This is a genomic window from Geothrix rubra, from assembly GCF_030268065.1.
GTDB classification, from domain to species: Bacteria; Acidobacteriota; Holophagae; order Holophagales; family Holophagaceae; genus Geothrix; species Geothrix rubra.
Genome location: NZ_BSDD01000002.1, coordinates 179491 through 203524, shown reverse-complemented (window position 1 = coordinate 203524; position 24034 = coordinate 179491). Strand labels below are relative to the sequence as shown.

The window sequence follows — 24034 nt, the reverse complement described above, 5'->3', positions numbered from 1 at the left end:
GGTCCGAAATAGAGTCTGCACCCCTTCCGGACCCGACGCCATGCGTCCCGTCACACCTCCGAGGCGATGAGCCGCAGGCCCTCCAGGGCCTCCTCCATGCTGAGGAAGACGGGCAGGCCGGCATCCCGCAGGCCCTGGCGGTAGGCGTCGTAGATCGCCCCGCCCTCCACGGCCACGCCCACGCCCTTGCCGCTGCCGCGGGCCAGGTCCGCCAGGGCCCGGGCGAAGGGGGCGAAGGCGGCGGGATCTGCCGTGCCCAGGCGCCGGGTGAGGGGCACCAGGCCCACCACCAGCGTGTCCGCCTCGCCGCCGAGGAGGAGGCGGGCGCAGGCCAGGTAGGCGGCCTCGTCGGCCATGGGCGTCACGTCCAGGGGCAGATGGGCGGCCACGAGGCCCTTGAGCCCCTGGGCCTCCAGGAGGGCCTCCAGGTCCCGGGTCTCGCCGGCGGTGAGCTGGGCGCTTCCGAGGGGGCCGGCCAGGAGGTCCGCGGAGGCCACGGCTTCGAAGCCGGCGTTGGTCATGATGGCCACCTTGCGGGGGCGGAGGCCGGGATGGGTCCCGAGCCAGGCCAGGGCCCCGTCGAAGGCCTCCATGCGCTCCGCGAGCAGGGCGCCGGCCCGGCGCAGGACGCTGGCCTGCAGGGCGGCGTCGCCGGCCAGGGCGCCGGTGTGGCTGCTGGCGGCGGCCATGCCCGCCTGGCTGCGGCCGCCCTTGTAGAGCAGCAGCCGGCGGCCGGAGGCGCGCAGGCTTCGCGCCGCCCCGGCGGTGGCGGCCAGGTCCCCGGGGGCGAAGCCCTCCAGGTAGGCGCCCACCACCTTCACGGCGGGGTCCCCGCCGAAGCCCCTGAGGAAGTCGGAGCAACGGAGGTCCATCTGGTTGCCGATGGCCACGGCGGCCCGCAGGCCCAACTCCGGCCGGCGGCTGAGCCGGGTGATCAGGAAGGCGCCGCTCTGGCTCACCAGGGCCAGGTGGCCCGGCTTCGGGGACAGGGGCAGCTTCTCCCGGGGGATGAACAGCGTGTTCAGGTCCAGGTCGGGGCTGTAGAGGCCCAGGCCATTGGGGCCCACGAGCGCCGGGGTCCACTGGCCCGCGCGGCGGTGCTCGTCGAGGCAGGCCAGCAGCCGCTTGCCGAGGCCCTCGGTGTCGGCGCCGTCGCCCAGGCCGCCGGCCACGAGGTACACCACCGTGGCGCCACCGCCCTGGCGGCAGAGCTGCTCCACCACCTCCAGGGTCTGGGGCGCGGGCAGCGAGAGGATGAGCTGGTCCGCGGGCGCCGCGGCCAGCTCGGCCACGGAGCCCAGGCAGGGCAGGCCCAGGAATTCGGTCGCCCCCGGCTTCAGCAGGCGCAGGGCGCCCGCGGGCAGCGTCGACCGCTGGAGGTTCTCCAGGATGATGCGGCCCACCGTGCCCTCGCGGCTGGAGACGCCCGCCAGCACCACGCTGCGGGGGGCCAGCAGGGCCCGGTACCAGGCGGGATCGGGCGCGACGGGCGCACCGGTGGCGATCGCCCCCAGGGTGCCCACGCCATCCAGGGCCGTGGGCAGGCCCTCGGCATCCAGCACGACCGGGTTCAGCTCGAGCAGGCCCACGCCCTCGCGGTCCAGGCCCTCGACCGCACGCCACAGGCCCTGGAGGAAGCCCAGGAGCTTCGCCTCGTCCGTGAGGGCCTCGGTGCCGCGCTGGAGGCCCAGCCAGGTGCGGCCCAGCCAGTGGTTTTTCAGCTCGGCCAGCGCCTGCTCCGGCGCGGCCAGGGCCACGGGCCAGATGAGGGGCGGGGCCAGGGCCGCCCAGGCGTCCGCCTGGAGGCCGCCGATGCCGCAGATGACGAGCCAGCCCGCATCGGGATCGCGCTTCAGGGAGACCAGGGCCTCGGTGGGCAGGCCGGAGAGGCGCTTGAAGGGCACCTTCTCGCAGACCAGGCCGCCGATCCAGGGATGCTCCGCCACGCGGGCCTTCATGGCCGCGGCCTCGGCCCGCAGGGCCTCCGGCTCGAAGGCGCCGAAGTGGACGGCGCCCTTGTCGGACTTGTGCCAGAGCTCGTCCGCGATGCCCTTCAGCACGATGGGCTCGCCGGGGGCGAAGGGCAGGGGGCCGGCTTCCAGGAACCCGTGGCGGGGCACCCGCAGGCCCGCGGCGGCCAGCAGGGCGTAGGCGCGCCCCTCGTGGAGGAAGGTTCCGCCCGTCATCTCAGGCCCCCACGCCTTCGCCGATCAGGTTCCGGCCGGCCTCGAAGGCCTCCAGGTTCTTGGCGGTGACCTTCTCGCCCTTGGCCGCGAAGCGCTGGGCGATGACCTCCTGCCACAGGGACTCGGCCACGGGCAGGAAGCGCGAGGCCATGCCCAGGAGGGCCATGCCGCCGGCCTGCTTGTGCGCCAGCTTCCGGGCCAGGGCCTCGGTGTCCAGGAGGTGGGATCCCCGCACGGCGCGGAGCGCGGCGTGGACATCCTCCAGGGGGGGGTAGCCCTCCATGTCGGCGATGGGATCCTCGGCCACCACCAGGTGCCCGCTGATGCGGAGCATGGGGACGTAGCGGAGGGCCTCCAGGGGCTCCAGCGCGATGAGCAGGTCGGCGCAGCCGTCGTCGATGAGGGGCGAGCTGATGGGCTGGTCGGCGTAGCACACCTGGGCGTGCACGCTGCCGCCCCGCTGGCTCATGCCGTGGATCTCGGACTGGAGCGCGTGGAAGCCGCTGCGGCGCAGGGCCTCCAGGACGATCTGGGCCATGGACAGGACGCCCTGGCCGCCGACGCCGGAGAGGACGATGCCGTGGATGCGGGCGCCGTTCATCGGGTCACCTCCGGAGTGCAGGAAGAACAGGCGGCGTGCTCCCGGGCCTCCCGGTCGTGCTCCTTGAGCACGCCGCGGCGCAGGGACTGGATGCACTCCCGCCGGAAGACCACCACCGAGGGGCCCGCGTGGCGGAGGGCCGCCTCCATGGCCGCCACGTTGTCGCCGTGACGGCTGGGCAGGGGCGTGAGCACCTGCAGGTCGGCCTCGGGGATGCCCAGGCCCAGCACGAGGCGCTCCACCTGGTCCAGGGCCTGGCTGGGCTGTTGGCCCGTCATGCCCACCACGCGGTTGTCCAGCACCACCACGGTGACGTTGGCCCTGGCCTCGGCGGCGGTGAGCAGGGCGGGCAGGCCGCTGTGGGCGAAGGTGGAGTCGCCGATGACGGCCACCGAAGGCGTCTGGCCCGCGAAGGCGGCGCCCACGGCCATGCTGATGCTGGCGCCCATCTCCACCACGGCGTGGATGGCGGCGAGGGGCTCCTGGGCGGCCAGGGTGTAGCAGCCGATGTCGCCGAAGACCCGGGCCTCCGGGGCCCCCACATTGCGGAGGGCCTCCTGGATGGCCTCGTAGGCGTCCACGTGGCCGCAGCCTTCGCAGAAGCGGGGGGCGCGCACGGGCAGCTCCAGGCCGGCGGCGGCCTTGCCCTCGGGGGTGGCGAGGCCCAGGGCGTCCTTCAGGATGCGGGGGGACAGCTCGCCCGTGCGGGGCACGGCGCCGTCCAGGCGGCCGCGGACGCGGGCCCGGCCGCGCAGTCCCAGGCGCTCCTCCAGCACCGGGTAGTCCTCCTCGAAGACCAGCACCTCGTCCACCTGGCCGAGGAAGGCCTGCTCGAGTTCCGGATCCACGGGATAGGCGGCCACCTCCAGCCGGGGTAGGGCCGCCAGCTCCGGGTGCTCCAGGACCAGCTGGCCGAAGTAGGCGCGGCCGAGGCCCGCCAGGGCCACACCGCGGCGGCCCGTGCCGGGGACGATCCGGTTCAGGGTCGCGGCCGCCTCCCGCAGCCGGGGCTGCTTGGCCAGGAGGTCCACGTAGCGCCGGCGGGCGTTGGAGGGGATCAGCACCCAGTCCTGGACGCGGGCCTTCGGCGTGAGGCCCACGCCCGTGGGGGCGAGGACGGGTCGGCGCAGGAAGGGGGCGCGGCAGTGGGCCAGCCGGGTCACCAGGCGGAGCATGACCGGCACCTGCAGGGCCTCGGAGAGCTCGAAGGCCCGCCAGGTGAGGTCGTAGGCCTCCTGGACCGTGCTGGGCTCCAGGCAGGGGAGCCAGGCGAACTCTGCCAGGCGGCGGCTGTCCTGCTCGTTCTGGCTGCTGTGCATGCCGGGGTCGTCCGCCACGAGGAGCACCAGGCCGCCCTGGACGCCGGTCAGCGCCGAGTTGGCGTAGGCGTCCATGGCCACGTTCAGGCCCACGTGCTTCATGGTCACCAGGCTGCGGTGGCCCGCGTAGCTCATGCCCAGGGCCAGGTCGTAGGCCACCTTCTCATTGGCGGCCCAGTGGGCCACCCGGCCACCGCCGGCGTCCTGCTTCACGAGCGCCTCGGCGAACTCGAAGCCCTCCGTGGAGGGGGTCCCGGGGTAGCCGAAGGCTCCCTTGATGCCGGCGTCGAAGGCCGCCTGCGCGGCGGCTTCCACGCCAAGGGCCAGGGTGCTTTGCGTCATGGGGCCTCCGCCTCAACCAAACCTCGGAGTATGGGGGCGGGTCTCCGTGCGCCGGGTCACACGGGAGGCCGCGGAAGCCCTGCTGTGCCAGCGATCACACGCACGGGGAGGCCCGTGCCGGGAAGGCGAAGGCGGATGATTCTGTGAATCATTCATGCCTAGAGGCCGATTGAGGCCAGTTGCGGTCATTTGTCGAAGGCAAAAAGGCGGTCTGCGCCGGGCGTATCCATGACTTTTTTTTACTGCCCGAACAAAAAAGTGATGGGTGGCGCCACAAAGGGGGTTGACCCTATAATTTACCGATTGATCCTCTTGGTTAAGGCCGTCCTACCAGGTTCTTGCGGAGGTTTCCCGTGCTTCCACTCTCCCAGACCACCGGTTACGCAGTGCGGGCGCTCCGCTGCCTCGAGGAACCGGGGGGCCACCCCATCCTCGTCGAAACCATCGCGGACTACACGGGCATCCCCCGGTCCTACCTCTCCAAGCTGGTGCACCGCCTGGCCAAGCAGGGCCTCGTGGTGGCCCGGCGGGGCCATCACGGCGGGGTGGTCCTCGCCAAGTCGGCGCGGGACATCACCCTGGAGGAGCTGTCCGTGGCCATCGACGGCACGTCCTGGCGGAACCGGTGCCTGCTGGGCCTCCTGGGCTGCTCGGAGGAGACGCCTTGCGTGCTGCATGAATACTGGGGGGGCATGCGGGAGGACATCCTCACGCGGCTGAGCCAGGTGACCCTGGCGGACATGGACCGTCACCACGACCCCGGGGTGGAGCGCTGCCGGGCCCGCCGGAAGGTGGCCGAGGCCGGCACCGTGGGATGATGGGGTTTCTCCGCGGAGGCTGACCATGTCCCAGCAACCCGAACCGCCCAAGGCCTACCGCGCCTTCGTGTCCCGTTTCCCGAAGCTGGGCCAGGCCTGGGACCTGATGGCGGAGGCCGGCCAGGAGGGCCCGCTGGACGCCCGCACGGCCCGGCTGGTGAAGCTGGCCGTGGCCATCGGTGCAGGCCGGGAGGGCGCCGTGCATGCCAGCGCGCGCAAGGCCCAGGCCATGGGCATCACGAGCGCCGAGATGGAGCAGGTCGTGGCGCTGGCCGCGGGGACCCTCGGCATGCCGGCAGCCGTGGCGGCCCACCGGTGGGTCCTGGACGTCACCGAGAAGTAGGCCGGACCTGACGATCGGCGTCCTCCCCGCCACCGCGCGGGGAGGACGCCGATCGACGGGAGGGCACAGACCGTCCCTCCCCGCGGGTGTCAATCCTTCTTGGCCGTCCGCTTCGCGGCGCTCGCCGCGGGCTTCTTGGCGGCGGGCTTGGCCGCCTTCTTGGGCTTGGGCTTGGCCTTCCGCTCGGGGAGCGCGTCGGCCAGGCGCCAGGTGCGGCTGTGCTGCTCGAAGGTGCGGATCTCCTCGAGGGTGATGCCCTTCAGGCGGTGGTGGATGTGGTCCCGCTCGGAGGTCCAGAAGGTGTGGGCGGGGCAGGCCCGCTCGTCCGAGCACTCGGAGAAGCCCAGCAGGCACTTGTTCCGCCACTCGGCGCCGTCCACCGCCTCGGCGATGAGGTCGAGGGTGATCTCCTTGGCGGCCAGGGCCAGCACCACGCCGCCCTTGTTGCCGCGCTTGGCCATCACCAGGCCCACCTTGGCCAGCTTGTGGATCATCTTGGAGAGGTAGGGGCGCGGGAACCCCGTGCGGGCCGCGACGTCCACCACGAGGGTGGGCTTGCCGCCCGGATCCTCCAGGCAGCTCATGGCGAGTACGGCGTAACCGGAGGATTGGGACAGAGGGAGCATGGGCACCTGTGCCGTGGAGTGGATAGTGGGCGATCTGAATAATAGACGATCTTCAGGTCAAACACATCCAAAGACTGCAAATCCGTATCCCATGCAAAGAACCCCCGGGGGCACCGGGGGTCCTAGGCTAAAATCGATATTCAGGGCTTCCAGCCGTTGAGGATGCGCATGTAGTTGGCCCGGGTGAAGGCCTGCGGGTTGGGGCACTTCTGGAGGCTCATGCTGCCCAGGGCCTGCTGGAGGGAATCGTACTCGTGCTCCTCCAGCCACTCGGTGAGTTCCGCGCGGGTCTGGGCAAGCCGCTCGGGGCCGTGCAGGAGGAGGGCGGACACCATCTGGACGGCGCTGGCCCCGGCCATGACCGCCTTGAGGGCGTCCAGGCCCGTGTGGACCCCGCCGGTGACGGCGAGGCCGCCCTTGACGTGGCCGTGGAGGATGGCCAGCCAGCGGAGGCGGAGGAGGAGATCCGCCGAGCTGGAGAGCTGCAGGCTGGGGGTGGCCTCCAGGGCCTCCACGTCGATGTCGGGCTGGAAGAACCGGTTGAAGAGCACCAGGCCATCGGCGCCGGCGGCCTCCAGCTCCACCGCGAAGTGGGCCAGGGAGGAGAAGAAGGGCGACAGCTTCACCGCCACGGGGATCTTCACCTCGGACTTCACGGCCCGGACGATGTCGAGGGTGCGCTTCTCCACGGCGGCCGCGGTCTCCGCGGGGTCCGTGGCCAGGTAGTAGGTGTTCAGCTCCAGGGCATCGGCGCCCGCCTGCTCCATGAGCTTCCCATGGTGCAGCCAGCCCGCGGGGGTGGTGCCGTTCAGGGAGGCGATGACCGGAACGGACACCGCCGCCTTGAGGCGCATGATCTGCTCGAGGTACTTCTCGGGGCCCAGGCGGAACTCGTCGGGGGTCGGGAAGTAGGACAGGGCCTCCGCGTTGGATTCCGCGTGGAGCTCCATGTCCAGGATGGTGCCCTCCTGTTCGCGGGTGATCTGCTCCTCGAAGAGCGAGTGCATCACGATGGCGGAGGCCCCGGCGTCCTCGAGCCGCTTGACCATCCCGAGGTCGTCGACCAGGGGCGAGGCGCCCGCCATCAGGGGATGGGCGAGCTTGAGGCCGAGGTAGGTGGTGGAGAGATCCATGGCGTCCTCCTTCACTTGCCGGGCATCGTGAGCTTGGCGAGCTGCTCGTAGACGGAGTAGCGGCTGGTGATCTCGTGCTGGGAGGTCTCCAGCAGCTGCTTGAAGGCCTCGGGGTGCGCCTGCTCGATCATCCGGTAGCGGGTCTCGTTGCGGACGTACTGGCCCAGGGACACCTTCGGCGTGCCGGAATCCAGCTGCAGGGGGTTCTCGCCCTTCTCCGTGCGGCGGGGGTCGAAGCGGAAGAGCGGCCAGTGGCCGGAATCCACCGCGAGCTTCTGCTGTTCGGCGCCCAGCGCGAGATCGTAGCCGTGGGCGATGCAGTGGCTGTAGGCGATGATGAGGCTGGGGCCGGGGTAGGACTCGGCCTCGAGGAAGGCCTTCACGGTCTGGGCGTCGCGGGAGCCGAAGGCCACCTTGGCGACGTAGATGCCGCCGTAGGTCATGGCGATCATGCCCAGGTCCTTCTTGGGAAGCGTCTTGCCGGCCATGGCGAACTTGGCGCCCGCGCCCATGGGGGTGGACTTGGAGGCCTGGCCACCGGTGTTGGAGTAGACCTCGGTGTCGAGCACCAGCACGTTCACGTTGCGGCCGGAGGCGAGGACGTGGTCCAGGCCGCCGTAGCCGATGTCGTAGGCCCAGCCGTCGCCGCCGACCACCCAGACGCTCTTGTCCACCAGGTAGTCCGCGAGGTCGTTCAGGATGCGGGCCTCGGGATCGGCCAGGCCGGCGAGCTTCTGCCGGAGGGCCGCCACCCGCTCACGCTGGGTCTTGATGCCGGCCTCCGTGGCCTGGTCGGCCGTGGCCAGCCCGGAGACGAGGTCGTCCCCGAGGCTGGGCGCCAGCCGGTGCAGCAGTTCCAGGGCGAACTCCTGGTGCTTGTCCACGGAGAGGCGCAGGCCCAGGCCGAACTCCGCATTGTCCTCGAAGAGGCTGTTGGCCCAGGCGGGGCCGCGGCCGTCCTTGTTGACGGTGTAGGGCGTGGTGGGCAGGTTGCCGCCGTAGATGCTGGAGCAGCCCGTGGCGTTGGCGATGAGGGTGCGGTCGCCGAAGAGCTGGGTGAGCAGCTTGAGGTAGGGCGTCTCGCCGCAGCCGGAGCAGGCGCCGCTGTACTCGAAGAGCGGCTCCAGGAACTGCGAGCCCTTCACGTCCAGCTTGACGGTGGTGCGGTCGGCCTCGGGGAGGTCGAGGAAGAACTTGTAGTTGGCGGCTTCGGGCTCGCGGAGCGGGGCCTGGGGCACCATGTCGATGGCCTTGTGCTTGGGGTTGCTCTTGTCCTTGGCGGGGCAGATGGCCACGCAGAGGGAGCAGCCCGTGCAGTCCTCGGGGGCCACCTGGATGGTGTACTTCTGGCCCTTGTACTCGGGTCCCTTGTAGTCCACGGCCTTGAAGGTGCCGGGCGCGCCGGCCAGCTCGGCGGGATCGTAGACCTTGGCGCGGATGGCGGCGTGGGGGCAGGCCATCGCGCACTTGTTGCACTGGATGCAGATGCCGGCGTCCCACTCGGGGATCTCCAGCGCGATGTTGCGCTTCTCCCACTTCGTGGTGCCCACGGGCCAGGTGCCGTCCACGGGGAAGGCGCTCACGGGCAGCAGGTCGCCCTTGCCCTCCATCATCACGGCGGTGACGCGCTTGACGAAGTCGGGCGCCTCGTCCGCCACCATGGGCGGACGCTTGCGGGTGGCGCTGACGGCGGCCGGGACCTTCACCTCGTGGAGGTGGGCCAGGGTCTCGTCCACAGCCACGAAGTTCTTCTGGACGATGGCGTCGCCCTTCTTGCCATAGGTCTTCTTGATGGCCTTCTTGATCTGCTCGATGGCCTCCTCGCGGGGCAGCACGCCGGAGATGGCGAAGAAGCAGGTCTGCATGATGGTGTTGATGCGCACGCCCATGCCGGTGTTCTTGGCCACCTCGTAGGCGTCGATGACGTAGAACTTGAGCTGCTTCTCGACGATGGCGGATTGCACCTCCACCGGCAGGGTGTCCCAGACCGCGTCGGGGCCGTAGGGCGTGTTCAGCAGGAAGGTGGCGCCGGGCACGGCGGTCTCGAGCATCTCGTACTTGTCGAGGAAGCTCGTCTGGTGGCAGGCGATGAAGTTGGCCTTGGTCACCAGGTAGGCGCTGCGGATGGGCCGGGGCCCGAAGCGCAGGTGGCTGATGGTGATGGCGCCGGACTTCTTGGAGTCGTAGACGAAGTAGCCCTGGCCGTAGTTGGGCGTCTCCTCGGCGATGATCTTGATGGAGTTCTTGTTGGCGCCCACCGTGCCATCGGCGCCCAGGCCGTAGAACAGGGCCCGGGTCACGTCCTTCGGCTCCACGTCGAAGGCGGGATCGTAGGTCAGCGAGCTGTGGCTGATGTCGTCCACGATGCCCACGGTGAAGTGGTTCTTCGGGCGATCCTGGGCCAGGTTGTCATAGACAGCCTTGACCATGGCCGGCGTGAACTCCTTGGAGGAGAGGCCGTACCGGCCGCCCACGACCACGGGGTCGAGGGTGGTGTGGCCCTCTTCGCGGCCCTGGCGGAGGGCGGCGAGCACGTCCAGGTGCATGGGATCGGCGGGGGCGCCGGGCTCCTTGCAGCGGTCCAGCACCGCCAGCTTCTTCACGGAGGCGGGCAGGGCGCGGACGAACTCGGGGATGGCGAAGGGCCTGTAGAGGCGCACCTTGAGGACGCCCACCTTCTCGCCCTGCTGCAGGGCGTGCTCGACGTACTCGTGGGTGACATCGCAGCCCGAACCCATGGCGACGATCACGCGCTCGGCCTCGGGGTGGCCGAAGTACTCGTAGAGGCGGTACTGGCGGCCCGTGAGCTTGGCGAAGCGGTCCATCTCCTGCTGCACGAGGGCGGGAGCGGCGGCGTAGTAGGGCGTGCAGGCCTCGCGGGCCTGGAAGAAGGTGTCGGGGTTCTGGGCCGTGCCGCGGATCATCGGATGATCCGGCGTCAGGGCAGACTTGCGAAAGGTTGCCACCAGCTCGTCGGGGACCATCTGGCGGAGGTCCTCGTCGTTGAGGATCTCGATCTTGGCCACCTCGTGGCTGGTGCGGAAGCCGTCGAAGAAGTGCAGGAAGGGGACCCGGGCGCGCAGCGTGGCGGCGTGGGCGATGGCGGCGAAATCGTGGGCCTGCTGCACGCTGTCGGAGGACAGCATGGCGAAGCCGGTCATCCGGCAGGACATCACGTCCGAGTGGTCGCCGAAGATGCTGAGGGCGTGCGTGGCCAGGGTGCGGGCGCTGACATGCATGCAGAAGGGCGTCAGCTCGCCGGCGATCTTGTACATGTTGGGGATCATGAGCAGCAGGCCCTGGGACGCCGTGAAGGTCGTCGTCAGGCTGCCGGCCTGGAGGGCCCCGTGGACCGCGCCGGCGGCGCCGCCCTCGGACTGCATCTCGATGACCGAGGGGATGGTCTTCCAGATGTTGACCTTGCCCTGGGAGCTCCACTCGTCCGCCCACTCGCCCATGTTCGAGGAGGGCGTGATGGGGTAGATGGCGATGACCTCGCTGAGGCGGTGGGCCACCGAGGCGGTGGCCTCGTTCCCATCCAGGGTCTTCATGACGCGCGGGCTCATGCTTAGCTCCTTCCGGGCATCCCTTGGACAAACCCGGCAAAAGGTATCAAGACAGGCAATGCAGCGGATCCATCATACCTGATGGATGGGTCAAAATCGGTCACACATGGGTCAGTGGTCAGACCGCGACCGTGGGTTCCCCCATGAGCCGGTGGTGCATGGCCGCGGCGGCCCGGCGGCCCTGGCCCATGGCCAGGATCACGGTGGCACCGCCGGTGATGACGTCGCCGCCGGCGAAGACGCCGGGCAGGGAGGTCTCGCCGGTCTCGTTGTCCACCACCACCACCCCGCCCTTGAGGGTCTTGAGGCCCTTGTCGGTCTGGGCGAGGAGGGGGTTCACGTCGAAGCCGAGGGCCACCACCAGCGTCTCGCAGGGGATCATGATCCGCTCGTCGGTCATCTTGGGGCTGCGGCGGCCATCGGGGCCGGGCTCGCCCAGCTCCATCACCGCGCATTCGGCGTGGGTCATCCAGCCCTTCTCGTTCCCGTGGAGCTGGACGGGCGTGCAGAGGAACTTGAACTCGACGCCCTCCTCGTGGGCGTGCTCCAGCTCCTCCTTGCGGGCGGTGGACTCCTTGATGGTGCGGCGGTAGACCACGGTGACGTGCTCGGCGCCCATGCGGCGGGCGGCGCGGGCGGCGTCCATGGCGGTGTTGCCCGCGCCCACGATGATCACGTTCTTCCCCACGGTCACCGGGGTGCCGTAGGTGGGGAAGAGATCCGCGCGCATCAGGTTGATGCGGGTGAGGAACTCGTTGGCGGTGTAGACGCCCTTGTACTCCTCGCCGGGGATGCCCATCATCTTGGGGAGGCCGGCGCCGGTGCCCATGAAGATGGCGTCGTTCTCCTTGCGGAGGTCCTCGAGGGTCATGCTGCGGCCCACCAGGGTGTTCATGACGAACTTCACGCCCAGCCGGCGGAGGGTGGACACTTCCTGGTCCACGATGGCGTTCGGCAGGCGGAACTCGGGGATGCCGTAGAGCATCACCCCGCCGGGCTTGTGGAAGGCATCGTAGACGGTGACCTCATGGCCCTTCTTCACGAGCTCGCCGGCCACGGTGAGGCCCGCCGGGCCCGCGCCGACCACGGCCACCTTCCTGCCCGTGGCGGGTTCCACGGGGGGCAGCTCATCCGAGCCCAGCATGGAATCGGAGGCGTAGCGCTCCAGCCGGCCGATGGAGACGGGGAGGCCCTTGATGCCCACCACGCACTTGATCTCGCACTGCTTCTCCTGCGGGCAGACGCGGCCGCAAACGGAGCCGAGGGAGGAGCTCTCCTTGATGATGCGGGCGGCGGCCTTGGGGTCGTCGTTGACGATCTCCTGCAGGAACGCCGGGATGTTGATGCTCACCGGGCAGCCCTCGATGCAGGCGGGGTGCTTGCACATGATGCAGCGGGCGGCCTCGAGCTTCGCCTGCTCGGGCGAGAGGCCCAGGCTCACCTCGTCGAAGTTGCAGACCCGGAGCTCCGGCGGCTGGCAGGCCATCTCCTGGCGGGGGATCTTCATCTTCTGGCTGGGCTTGATGGCCTTCAGGTCGAGGTTCTTCCAGTCCAGCTCGGTCACGGGCTCGTTGAGGTACTGGGAGTAATCCACGGGGCCCGTGGCGGCCACCCGGCCGATCTTGCAGTCGGAGGGATCGCACTGCTCCTCCGCCTTGTACCAGTCCTGGCGGTTGCGGAGCATGGCGAAGTCCACCTTGTGGCCGTCGAAGTCGGGGCCGTCGAAGCAGGCGAACTTGGTCTCGCCGCCCACGCTGACGCGGCACCCGCCGCACATGCCGGTGCCGTCCACCATGAGGGCATTGAGGCTCACGAGGGTGAAGATGCCGTGGGGCTTGGTCAGGTCGGAGACGGCCCGCATCATGGGCAGGGGACCCACGGCCACCACCTCGGCGATGGGTTCGCGGGCGATGATGTCCTTGAGGGCGTCGGTGACCAGGCCCTTGCGGCCCAGGGTGCCGTCATCCGTGGTGACGATCAGCTCCGCGGAGTTCGCCCCCAGCTCGTCGGCCAGCAGCACGCGCTCCTTGCTGCGGCCGCCCAGGATGGTGATGACGCGGCGGCCCTGCGCGTGGAGCAGCTCGGCGGCGGGCAGGATGGCGGCGGAGCCGTAGCCGCCGGCCATGAGGACGATGGTGCCCTCCTCGACCAGCTCCGTGGGGCTGCCCATGGGGCCGGCCACGGCGTAGAGGCGATCGCCGGCGCTGAGGCGGCCCATGGCCTTCGTGGTGACGCCCACCTCCTGCATGATGAAATGGATGTAGCCCTTCCGCGCGTCGCCGCCCGCCAGGGTGAGGGGGATGCGCTCGCTCTCGGGGAAGGGGGCGACCATGAAGAACTGGCCGGGCTTGCGGCCCCGGGCCACCTGGGGGGCCTGGACGATGAAGGACCAGGTCTCCGGGGCGATGAGCTTCTTCTCCAGGATCAGGTAGCCGTCCTGCGTCTCGGCGTCGGAGGCGTAGAGGGACTTGCCCTTGAGGAGGGGCAGCATCAGCTCCTCCTCCGCCTCGATGTGGTCGCGCACCAGGTCCACCAGCCGCTGGCCCAGGAGGGTGAGGGACTTGGGGGCCCGGGCCTGGCCCTCGTTGATCTCGGAGAGGAGCTGGAGGGTGAGGTCCCACATCTGGCGGTGGTCCTCGAAGAGCCTCTGGTGGAGGGACTCGGCGCCGATCTCCTCCAGCAGGGGGAAGAGCTCCCGCTCCTCCGCCTCGTTGTGGGGGCGGAGCACCTCGTAGATCCAGCGGGCCCCCTCGTCCACCCCCCGCCAGTCGGCCGCACCCAGGGCCTCGGCCATGCGGGTCAGGCGCGCCTGGGCCTCGTCGTGGGTGGCATGCCAGGTCGGAGCCGGCAGGTTCTCAGGGGTGAGCAGGTGGGTGGCCGAGTCGGACATGGACGCCTCCAGATCCCTCCAGCATGGGCTGTCCGGCTTCCGATTTCTGTGTCTGAAAACCGAGTGCGGGCCACTTGTGACCCAGGGCACAGAAGCTTGAAAGATATGGGTTTAGCGGGATTTGGTCTATGCGCGCTTGCCCATCCGGTGATCCTACGAGGGCTTCCGGAGGGCCATCACATCCTGCACCTTGGCCACCAGGTCCCGGACCCGGAAGGGCTTCTGCAGGAACCCATCGGGCGGCAGGTCGGTGAGGGAGTCCAGGGACTCCTGCTGGGTGTAGCCGCTGGTGAGGAGCACCCGGACCGAGGGGGTCATCTCCCGGATGAGCCGGAAGGCCTCCGCCCCTCCCATGCGGGGCATGGTCATGTCGAGAAGGACCAGGTCCACCTGGGCGCGGTGCTGGCGGAACAGCTCCACGGCCTCCTGGCCGTCCCGGGCCTCGATCACCTGCAGCCCGGCCCCTTCCAGGGCCTCCCGCGCCAGTTCCCGGATGATGGCCTCGTCGTCCGCCACCAGGACGAGGCCTGAGGCGGGGGCGGGCTGCGCAGGGCGGGTCGCCTCCGCGAGGGCGGTGTGCTCGCTGGCGGGGAAGAGGAGGATGAAGGTGGTCCCCACATCCGGCACGCTCTCCACGTGGATGCCGGCATGGTGCCCGCGCACGATGCCCAGCATCGCGGAGAGGCCCAGGCCCCGGCCCGTGAACTTGGTGGAGAAGAAGGGGTCGAAGATGCGCCCGATGGTCTCGGCGTCCATCCCGCAGCCGTCGTCCTCCACCTCCATGCGTACGAAGAGGCCGGGTTCGAGCACCTGCCCGGGGAAGGTCGCGGACAGCTCGGCCTGGGAGCATTCCACGGCGCGGGTGCGGAGGGTGACGGTGCCGGGCCGGTCGCCGATGGCCTCGGAGGCGTTGATGACGAGGTTCATCACCACCTGCTGGAACTGGGCGCTGTCGGCCTCCACCGGGGGGAGCCCGGGCTGGAGGTCGTACTGGAGGGCCACCTTCTTGGAGATGGAGACCGTCAGCAGATCCCCCATCTCCTGGATGATCCGGTTGAGGTTCTGGGGCTTCACGGCGAAGTGCCCCTTGCCCGCGTAGGCGAGGAGCTGCCGGGCCAGGTCCGCCCCGCGCTGGGTGGTGGCCTCGATGCGCTGGAGCGCCTCGCGCAGCCAGGGATCCTCGGGAATCCGCGTCAGGGCCATCTCCGTGGTGCCGAGGATGGCGGTGAGCAGGTTGTTGAAGTCGTGGGCGATCCCCCCGGCCAGCACACCCAGGCTCTCCAGCTTCTGGGACTGGCGCAGGGCGTCCTCGGCCCGCTGGCGGTCCGTCACGTCGTCGGCCAGGAAGGTGGCCCCGGCGAACCGGCCGTCCTCGTCCTGGAGGGCGGTGATGTACCAGTCGCAGTGGCGGCGCTGGCCCGTGCGGCAGAGCACGTTCAGGGAGATGCGGATGCCCTCGCCCCGCCCGTCCACGAGGCCCTTCCGGCGCCGGGAGAGTTCCTCCTGGCCCTCGTCGGGGACCAGGATCCTGGGATCGCGGCCCAGCATCTCCGCCCGGGTGTAGCCGAAGATGCGCTCAGCGGCCGGGTTCCATTCCTGGATGAGGAAGTCGGGGTCGGTCTCGATCACGGCCAGGGGGGTGTACTCCAGGTGGCTGCGGTTCCGGGCCAGGGCGCGGTGGAGGGAGCCGGTCATGTGCCGGGCCAGCTCCAGGGCCCGGGCCCGGGTGCCGACCAGGGAGGCCAGGCCCAGGGCCAGGGAGGCGGACACGGCCAGGCCGGCCAGCAGCACCCATTCGGAACGGTGGCGACCCTCGGTGCGGTAGAAGGCTGGCAGCAGGGCGTACCGGATCCGCCAGCCCCGCTCGGCGAAGGTCAGGTCGTGGACGGCCACCGGGGCCGCGCCCGTGGGCCAGGAGGGGCTCACGTAGAGCCAGCGGGGACCCTTCGCCGAGAAGGAATCCTGCACCTCGAAGGTGAGGCCCTGGTCTTCGCGGTGCAGGATGTCGTCCATGAGGGGGCGGATGAGGATCCCCGCGGAGACCCAACCCTTGAGGGCGGCCCGGCGCGCGTCGGGGTCCTCCGGCGGGGTGGTCGTGCGGAAGACAGGCAGGTACAGGGCCACGGCCTCCTGGCGCACGCTGCCGTTGGTGAAGAAGAGGAGGCCGGAGAGGGCGGCGCCGCCCGTGTCGCGCGCCCGCTCGGCCGCCACCCGCTGGGTGTGGCTGGCGCCCACATCGAGGCCCAGGGCCCCGGGACTCTGGGCGGCGGGCTCGCAGAGCTCGATGAGGAGCCGGTCCGGGTCCTGGTCCGGGGCCCGCAGGGGCATGGGGTCCGCCTGGGGCCGGTGGTAGCGCCCCTGCAGCTGCGGCAGGCGGGCCAGGGTGGCGTCCAACTCCTGGTTGGGGACGGGCACGATGTAGGCCAGGCTCGACAGGCCCGGGTGCCGCTGGGGCAGATCCAGGCCTCCGACGTAGTCCCGCCACTCGGTCTCGGTGACCTGGTGGTCCAGCGCCAGGAAGCCCTGGGCCCCCCGGACGATGTCCTCGTACCGGCCCATGCGGTTGTGGAGGGACCCCTCCACCCGGTCCATGAACCGCTGGATGCGGTTCTCGTCCCGCCGCTCCTGCCGGTGGCGGTCCGCCAGGTAGAGCGAGAGGGTGACGGCGAGCCCCAGCGCGAATACCAGGGCGGCCGGTCCCCAGGGCCGGGGGGGGAGGGGCGCGGGGCTCAGGGGGTCCGGGGTCATAGGGGGGGAGGCTAGAAGTCCCCATGGTAGCTGTCTTTTCAGGGCACGCGCCCCAACCTTGCGGGCAGGACGGACTGCCCCGCGGTAGGGTGGAGGACGCCGGAGAGCCGACCGTGGAATCCATCGAGCCGTTCCTGAACGCCGCCCAGCGCGTCCTTCACCACCCCTCCGAGCGGGCGCGGCTGGCGGCCATCGTCACCCGCTGGGCGGGGCAGTGGCGGGGGAAGCACCGGGTCCTGGACACCAGCCAGAGCCTCCATGGGGTCTTCCTGCATTTCAACCAGCTCATGGACGGCAAGTGGGTCCAGGCCTTCACCTTCGTCGCGACGCGACGGGAGGGGGTCTGCCTCCGCGGTCCCGATCCCGACCGCACGCGGAAGGCCCACAAGCTGCGGCGGAACCCCCTGGACGCCGCACCCCTGGACGCCCTCTTCGAAGCCTGGTCCCTCCACCCCGAGGCCCGTCCGGCCGGACACGCCGTGGAATTCTTCCTGGAGGAGACTCCGGACGAGGTGTGGGAGGCCTGCCTGGCCGAGGCCCTGGACAGCCTGGGCCGCTGAGGGATTGCGGAACGCCGGGGGTTCGGGCAAGGTAGGCGCACCCCCATGACGAACCCCTTCCGCCCCTTTACCAGCGCCTTCCGCACTCCGGGTGCGGAGGCCGGCGGCGTCTAGATCCCTTCCCGCTTCCGCCTTCGCCCCCGAGACCGCCCGGCTCGGGGGTTTTCCTTTCTGGAGAGACCCATGCAGCGGCCCGACCCCGCCAACCTCGCCGATCTCCGCCGCGCCATCGACGCCGTGGACGAACAGGTGCTGGCCCTCCTCAACCAGCGGGCCGGCCTCGCCGCGGAGGTGGGCCGCCGCAAGCTCGCGGCGGCGCCCGAGGGGCCCTTCCACGCGCCCCGGCGGGAGCGGGAGGTCCTCGCGCGGCTCGAGGCCGCCAACGCCGGTCCCTTCCCCGGTCCCGCGGTGCGCACCATCTTCCAGGAGATCATGAGCGCCTGCCTCAGCCTGGAGAAGCCGCTCCGGGTGGCCTTCCTCGGGCCGGAGGGCACGTTCACGCACCTGGCGGCCCGGCATCAGTTCGGCGGCTCCAGCCAGTCCCTGCCCCAGGGCACCATCCAGGCCGTCTTCCGGGCCGTGGAGCGGGGCGGGGCGGACTACGGGGTCGTGCCCGTGGAGAACGCGACCGAAGGGGCGGTGGATTCCACCCTGGACGCCTTCCTCGACAGCCCCCTCCGCATCTGCGCGGAGATCCTACTCCCCGTGGACCAAGCCCTGCTGCTGAGGCCCGAACTGGACCTCGGCGCCGTACGGCGCGTCTATTCCCATCCCCAGGCCCTGGGCCAGTGCCGACGCTGGCTGGAGGCCCACCTGCCGCAGGCGGACCGCGTCGAGGCGCCCTCCACCTCCGAGGCGGCCCGCCTGGCCCGGGAGGACGCCGAAGGGGCCGCGGTGGCCTCGGAGCTGGCGGCGGAGCTGTTCGGGCTCAAGGTGGCCGAGCCGCGCATCCAGGATCTCGCCGCCAACGCCACCCGGTTCCTTGTCCTGGGTCCGAAGGAGGCCGAGCCCACGGGCCGGGACCGCACGTCCCTCCTGGTGCTGGCCCAGGACGGACCCGGCGCCCTCCTGCGCCTCCTGGAACCCCTGGCCCGTCGCGGCCTCAACCTCAGCCGCATCCAGAGCCGCCCCACCCGGCGGCGCCTCTGGGAATACGCCTTCTTCCTCGACGTGGAGGGCCACGCCGCCGACGCCCCCATGGCCGAGGCCCTGGCCGATCTCCGTGCCGCCAGCGCCTCCCTCAAGGTGCTAGGCAGCTACCCGAGGGCCGTCCCAGGTGCGGGGGATGGCTCCCTGGGGTGAGGAAGGGGCGAAAGACAATTCCCCAGTCCGGAGGGTCGTGGAGCCCCGGGTGAAAACCCCACCCGGGACGCCCCAGCCTGTCTGGAATCCAGGCCCAGGGCCATTTTGGATATACCTGTCCATACTTGTATTGTTAATGTATATATTATTAATGAAGTTGTTTTTCTGCTAGTCATTTCATTGAATCCCTTAGTAGGATCGACGGAAATGTTCCACCTCTTTTCGGGGTTTGCGCATGTATCAGTGGGGTAACGTATTCCGCGGTCTCGTTGTGGCTGCAGCCTTGGGCACGGTGATCGGCTGCGGAGGTGGTGGATCCTCCTCCGGTGGCGGGACGCTCCCCCAGACCAGCCTGCCGCCCGTGGCCACCCTCCAGGGATGGGCTCCGAACGATGCCTCGCTGCAGCAGTACAGGGCCTATACCTTCACCGCCACGGCCACCGACCCCAACATCGGTGGAGGCATCTCGGAATTCGACTGGGATTTCGGCGACGGCACGCGCAAGGTGACCCCTTCCGTGGTGGTGTCCGGGATCCCCACCGGCAGCTGCACCTATGCCTACGTGACGAGCGGTACGCCCACGCTGACCGTGACGGCCAAGAACTCGGCCGGGCTCGCATCCTCTCCCGTTACCAGGGTCCTGTCGGTCGTGGCCGCGCCTTCGCCCCTCGCGGCGGTCTTCACCAGCCCCGCCGCCGCCACCACGGTCAACCCCTCGATCGGCAGTGCGGTGACCGTCACGTTCACGGTGAATGTCACGAACACCGGGACGGGGACCATCGCCCCCAGCGGGGTGGTCCTGGTCTCGGGGGACACCGGCTCCACCCAGGCCACGCCCGTGGACATGGGTGGCGGGAACTGGAACATCGCGGTCACCTACCCAGCGGCCTCGACGGTCGGACAGCGGCAGGTCACCCCGACCGTGACCGTCACGGATTCGGGGGGCATCAGCAGCCCGGTGGCCACCGGCCCGGTCATCACCATCAACTCGGTGTCCGCGACCAACTCCGCCCCGGTCATCACCCTGATCACGCCCGCCACCGACAACACGGTGGCCTGGACCTCGAAGCCCTTCGACTTCGGGTTCACGCTGACGGATGCGGAGAATGACCCGATCGCCTACACGGTGGATTGGGGGGACGGCTCACCCGCCGTCACCGGCACGACCACCGGACCCACGGCCGCCGGCGCTTCCGTAGCGCTCACGCACAAATATGCGGATGGCTTCACCGCCACGACGAAGGGGGTCTCGATCACCGTCACGGCCACGGACAACCGGTCGACCAACAGCACCGCAACCCCGAAGGCCCGCCTGGTCAACGTCACCTTCAACACGCTTCCCACGGCTACCATCCTCTCCCCCCAGGCGAGCGGTACGGCCCCCACGGGTCTCCAGGCAGGCATCACTCCGCCCTACGTGGTCATCCCCCTCAACGGCAAGCTCACCTTCACCGGCTCCTCCACCCTTCCCGGAAGCCAGGATGCCGTGACCACGTCCTGGTCCTTCCCGGGTGGGGGGCCCAGCGTGGCCACGGGGGATAACCCCGGGAATGTCATATTCGCCGGGTCGCCAGGCGCCATCACCGCCGAGACCGTGACCTACACGGTCACCGACGCCTTCGGCCGGACGGCCACCGCCACCAAGCAGGTGCTGGTGGACGGGATCAACACCCAGCAGTTCAACCTGTCCTTCCAGTACCGGCTCAAGAGCGACAACAACACCAACACCTCGCTCACACCGGTGGCCACGGCTGCCAATGGCCTCGGGGCCAGCATCCAGATCTTCCAGGATGGCCTGTCGAACACCTACAACGTCCAGAACCAGGCCCAGCTCAGCGGGGCGAAGGCAGTGGTGAACATCCCTGTCCGATCGGACCTTCCGTTCTACGTGGAGATCCCGGGATTCGGGAATGACGCCACCACCTACCTGATGCGCATCCCCAATGCGCCGTCGGGCGCCTACGCCGATCCCACCCTGACGGCCTCCGCCCCGGTCGGCAGCTCCACCTTCAGCTTCCAGAACGCCACGGCCCCCTGGAATCCCAGCCTCCAGATCGTGACGGCCCAGGGATTCGCGCCGGAATCGCTCACCGCCCCCCAGCGCAAGCTGAACGGCTACACGGACATCGTGCTCGGGACCACGCCGGCCAACCAGCGCTGGCTGGATCGGCTGTCCGTGCCCGCCAACGATCCCACCGGGGCCATCCAGTGGTCCCAGGCGAGCAACGCCGTGGGCCAGCTCAGCGGCGTCCCCGCCTACCAGCTCTTCGCGGAGTGGCCCACGCTGCTCCTGACCCGCAAGTCGGGCGATCTGGGAGACGGTGACCCCACGGGGAGCCCGGGCGTCTCGAGCGATCTCGGGTTCGTGCTGGACTACGCCAAGTACTCCGGAGATACCCAGCCCAGCGAAACCTTCACGGCCTTCTCCATGCAGGCGTTCCGCGTGCCAGCCGGCGTGACCGATCCCTACCAGCTGTCCCCGGCTTGGCAGAGCATCGACGCGCAGATGAAGAGCACCGCCCTCGATGTGCATGAGGCCCTGAATCCCGTTCCCCTGAACGGGTCCGTGCCCGCCTTCTTCGACAACCTCGTCTACGGCGCGCCGGGTTCGACGCCCCTGGCCGGCGGCATCGCCAGCCTGCCCCTGCCCTACGATCCCAATGACCCGGACCGGGTGCCCCTGATGGCGCCCACCACCCGCTCCTATTCGAACATCCGGAAGGTCTTCAGCTATTCGGAGTACCTCTGGTCCACCGTCTGGGCCCGGCCGCTGGTGCTGAACACCGCCCGCCCGAAGTTCATCGCCCCGATCTCTACCTTCCCCTATTTCCGTTACAGCAAGCCCAGTTCCTGGCCCAAGGCCTCGGGCATCAGCCCGGACAACAGCGCCTTCGACCTGACGGTACGCGGGGGCGGCGTCTTCGACGGTTCCGCACCGGTGGGGCTGGCCGGGGCGGCGGCGTCCGCGACGGGGGTCGGCCGCTTCTTCTGGACGGCCTTCACCCCCAGCTATGGCGGGGATGCCAACTCGGGCGCGGCCATCGCGCGCACCTGGCTGGCCGACGATGCCACCCAGCAGCCGCCCACCTCGTTCCCCGCGGCGAGCGCCACCGGGGATGCCACCGACGCCCTGGGGTTCATGACTCCCCAGGACACCATCGTCGACAAGCGTGGCCGCAATGCGGATGGCTCGCTCAACGGCAGCCTGCTCGGTGGCTACCGCGTCACCTGGTACAACCCGACGCAGGACGCGAGCCTCAACCCCGTGCCTCCCGACTTCTGGGTGGTGGAACTGAAGGATGCCTCCGGCACCAAGCACTTCATGCTGCCCGGCAGCTATCCCAGCGGCACCCAGAGCGTGAACAGCCTGATCCTGACCGATGCCCGCACCTACCTGCCTTCTGGCAACGCCCCGTCCGCAGGGCCGGTTCCCCCGGTTCCGCCGGCCACCCAGACCACCGATCGCGTGGCACCCGGGTACTGCTGGTTCGATGTCCCAGTCGAGCTGCGCCCCGCTTCCGGAGCGACCCTCACTGTCTTCGCGGTGAAGTCGATCCTCAAGAACCACCCGGTGGCAGCCGCCCGGCCCCTGAACCGACCGGACTGGATGGATGCCATCAAGACGGCCACGGCGACCATGAAGATGCTCACCTCCAGCGGGGTGGACCTCACTTACGCCTACAAGATCCCCTTCAACTTCGACTGGGACATCGTCGTGGCCAGCGGTCCCCAGACCCCGGTCGCACCCTGATCCTGAAACCGGGCCCGACGTCCGGGGCGGCCCATGGGAGGCCACTCTGCGTGGTCGTCCCCCCTTTCCCATCTGCAACGGAGGTTCCGTGAAATCCCTCAGCATCCTGGCAGCGGCTCTTGCGACGGGGGCGCTGTGCGCCCAGGAGACCGCTGATTCCTTGAACGCCAGAGTGATCCTGTTCGGCGAGACCATCCAGACTTCCGGCGTCCTCCTCGGCCAGGGGGTCAAGGACCAGGCCGGCTATCAGACGGGTCCCGGGATCCGCATCGTCGGCCAGATCGACGAATCCCGCTGGTACTGGGAGGTCGGGGGTCGCTTCGAGAGTTCCGCCCGCATGGTCACCAACCGGGACATCAGCTCCACCCCTCCCCCGAACGTGCTTGATGCCACCCAGACCAAGATCCACTACAGCTACTGGTCCCTCGGTGGCGCCTATCTTCTTCCGCTGGGCAGCGCGGTCGACCTGGGGTTCCACCTCGAAGGGCGGGGCGAGACCATCAACCCCAAGGGCCAATATTCCACGACCGCGGGGGGGGTGGGCTACATCGACGCCCACAATGTGTACTTCCGCCCCTGGGTCCGCCTCAGCCTGGACGTCAAGTTCAGCGCCGGATCCTTCCGCCCCCTCATCGGTGTCGAGGCTGCGGCGGCTCTCGTGAAGACCTCTCAGTCCCAGGTGATGCCCCTTTCCGCCCTGGATGCGAACACGCTGCGGGCGATGGCCCCCACCTGGTCCGGATCTGTCTACGCCGGCTTCCAGTTCTAGCGCCAGGCTCGCCCGGAACGGAAGAGGGCCCGGTCATGCCGGGCCCTCTTCACAATTGTCCCCCCCCCCGGGCCTGGTCCCTACTCCGCCACGCTCCAGGCCATCTGGTGCCGGTAGTCGGTGACGTAGGCCTGCTTCTCGGGGGAATAGTTGCAGCCGCCGCCGGTGCCGCGGGGACCGATGGCGATGAGGCCGAGGTCGATGCGGGGCGGGAAGGCACGCAGGGCCCGGTCCACGGCCCGCTGGGGCGGCACGCCCTTCGCGAGCAGGTCGTAGACGGTCTTGGCCATGAGGTGCTTGATGATGTCCTCGCCGTTGCCCGTGCAGGCCACGGCGCCCAGGGGCCCGGCGTAGATGCCGGCGCCGTACATGGGCACGTCCCCCACCCGGCCGTAGAAGGTGATGGTGGTGCCGCCGGTGCTGATGGCGGCGGCGTAGTGGCCCTTCGCATCGCGGGTGACGCAACCCACGGTGTCCGAGGGGCCCAGGGCCGCCTTCAGCTCGGCGGGGATGGGGTTCGGGAAGTTCCAGGCCTTCCGCCAGTCGAACCGCTTCCAGGCCTCCTCTTCGCCGGGCTGGGCCCCCGTGAGGATGGCCTTCACGCGCTCGAACTTGGCCCGGTTCTCGGCGCAGGTCGGGTCGTAGTCGGGGAAGCCCATGGCCCGAGCGAAGCGCGTGGCGCCCTCGCCCACGATGAGGAGGTGGGGCGTGTCCATGACCCTGCGGGCCACCAGCACGGGGTTCTTCACCCGCTCGATGGCGGCCACGGCCCCGTAGGCGCCGGAGCTGCCGTCCATGCAGGCCGCGTCCATCTGGATGGTCCTGCCGTCCATGCGGAGGTTGGCGCCGGTGCCGGCGTTGAAGCGGGGGTCGTCCTCCAGCACCACCACGGCCGCCAGGGCCGCGTCCAGGGCGCTGCCACCGGATTTCAGCACGGCCAGGGCCTTCGCCGCGGCGGGATCGGTGCCATCCTTCCGGGCCCGGGGGCTGCCGGCCCCCCCGTGGACGACCGCGGCGGGCGCAGCGGCCAGCAGGGAGGCCAGGAACAGGGGCACGAGGCGCGGGATGAGGGACATGGTC

The 24034-nt window shown here is 70.0% G+C and carries 15 protein-coding genes; 6 read left to right on the top strand and 9 right to left on the bottom strand.

Going from position 1 to position 24034, the window contains the following annotated elements; genetic code table 11:
* Positions 1-50 precede the first annotated feature (50 nt).
* Genes QSJ33_RS05660 through QSJ33_RS05650 form a run of 3 tightly spaced genes read right to left on the bottom strand, consistent with a single transcriptional unit; the run spans position 51 to position 4448 of the window.
* Positions 51-2186, bottom strand: a complete 2136-nt coding sequence (locus QSJ33_RS05660; protein ID WP_285723591.1) for an acetate--CoA ligase family protein — start codon at positions 2184-2186, stop codon at positions 51-53.
* A 1-nt stretch (position 2187) separates the two neighbouring features.
* Positions 2188-2787 (bottom strand): indolepyruvate oxidoreductase subunit beta, encoded by a 600-nt coding sequence (locus QSJ33_RS05655; protein ID WP_285723590.1) that lies wholly within the window; start codon positions 2785-2787, stop codon positions 2188-2190.
* The gene (locus QSJ33_RS05650; protein WP_285723589.1) at positions 2784-4448 is read right to left on the bottom strand and encodes a thiamine pyrophosphate-dependent enzyme; all 1665 of its coding nucleotides are present in this window, start codon (positions 4446-4448) and stop codon (positions 2784-2786) included. Before QSJ33_RS05650 ends, QSJ33_RS05655 begins: the two co-directional genes overlap by 4 nt.
* Positions 4449-4801: 353 nt before the next feature.
* Here QSJ33_RS05650 and QSJ33_RS05645 point away from each other — a divergent pair, with 353 nt between their 5' ends.
* Positions 4802-5266 carry an RrF2 family transcriptional regulator gene (locus QSJ33_RS05645; RefSeq protein ID WP_285723588.1) on the top strand — a complete coding sequence of 155 codons (465 nt, stop codon included), beginning with the start codon at positions 4802-4804 and terminating at the stop codon, positions 5264-5266.
* Positions 5267-5291: 25 nt separating this feature from the next.
* Positions 5292-5609: a carboxymuconolactone decarboxylase family protein gene (locus QSJ33_RS05640; protein ID WP_285723587.1), complete on the top strand. Its 318-nt coding sequence runs from the start codon at positions 5292-5294 to the stop codon at positions 5607-5609.
* Between the two features lie 89 nt (positions 5610-5698).
* Here the strand turns inward: QSJ33_RS05640 and QSJ33_RS05635 are convergent, their stop codons facing one another.
* The 5 genes from QSJ33_RS05635 to QSJ33_RS05615 all read right to left on the bottom strand — a co-directional run bounded on the left by QSJ33_RS05635 (position 5699) and on the right by QSJ33_RS05615 (position 16572).
* Positions 5699-6235, bottom strand: coding sequence for an RrF2 family transcriptional regulator (locus QSJ33_RS05635; protein ID WP_285723586.1), 537 nt, complete (start codon positions 6233-6235; stop codon positions 5699-5701).
* 140 nt (positions 6236-6375) lie between these two features.
* Positions 6376-7368 carry a dihydroorotate dehydrogenase-like protein gene (locus tag QSJ33_RS05630; RefSeq protein ID WP_285723585.1) on the bottom strand — a complete coding sequence of 331 codons (993 nt, stop codon included), beginning with the start codon at positions 7366-7368 and terminating at the stop codon, positions 6376-6378.
* Positions 7369-7379: 11 nt separating this feature from the next.
* Positions 7380-10934, bottom strand: coding sequence for a pyruvate:ferredoxin (flavodoxin) oxidoreductase (gene nifJ, locus QSJ33_RS05625; protein WP_285723584.1), 3555 nt, complete (start codon positions 10932-10934; stop codon positions 7380-7382).
* Between the two features lie 118 nt (positions 10935-11052).
* A complete protein-coding gene (gene gltA / locus QSJ33_RS05620) occupies positions 11053-13824 on the bottom strand; it encodes an NADPH-dependent glutamate synthase (RefSeq protein ID WP_285723583.1) in 2772 nt (923 codons plus the stop codon).
* Between the two features lie 153 nt (positions 13825-13977).
* Positions 13978-16572 carry a CHASE domain-containing protein gene (locus QSJ33_RS05615; protein WP_285723582.1) on the bottom strand — a complete coding sequence of 865 codons (2595 nt, stop codon included), beginning with the start codon at positions 16570-16572 and terminating at the stop codon, positions 13978-13980.
* 113 nt (positions 16573-16685) lie between these two features.
* Between QSJ33_RS05615 and QSJ33_RS05610 the strand changes: the two genes are divergently transcribed.
* From QSJ33_RS05610 to QSJ33_RS05595, 4 genes are all read left to right on the top strand, one after another.
* The gene (locus QSJ33_RS05610) at positions 16686-17132 is read left to right on the top strand and encodes a hypothetical protein (RefSeq protein WP_285723581.1); all 447 of its coding nucleotides are present in this window, start codon (positions 16686-16688) and stop codon (positions 17130-17132) included.
* Between the two features lie 183 nt (positions 17133-17315).
* The gene (gene pheA / locus QSJ33_RS05605; protein WP_285723580.1) at positions 17316-18434 is read left to right on the top strand and encodes a prephenate dehydratase; all 1119 of its coding nucleotides are present in this window, start codon (positions 17316-17318) and stop codon (positions 18432-18434) included.
* 271 nt (positions 18435-18705) lie between these two features.
* Entirely contained in the window at positions 18706-22185 is a 3480-nt protein-coding gene (locus QSJ33_RS05600; RefSeq protein WP_285723579.1) for a PKD domain-containing protein, read from the top strand.
* Positions 22186-22345: 160 nt separating this feature from the next.
* Positions 22346-22954 carry a hypothetical protein gene (locus QSJ33_RS05595; protein WP_285723578.1) on the top strand — a complete coding sequence of 203 codons (609 nt, stop codon included), beginning with the start codon at positions 22346-22348 and terminating at the stop codon, positions 22952-22954.
* Between the two features lie 80 nt (positions 22955-23034).
* Here QSJ33_RS05595 and QSJ33_RS05590 read toward each other — a convergent pair whose 3' ends face one another.
* Complete coding sequence (locus QSJ33_RS05590; RefSeq protein WP_285723577.1) at positions 23035-24030, bottom strand: isoaspartyl peptidase/L-asparaginase; 996 nt, start codon at positions 24028-24030, stop codon at positions 23035-23037.
* Positions 24031-24034: the final 4 nt, after the last annotated feature.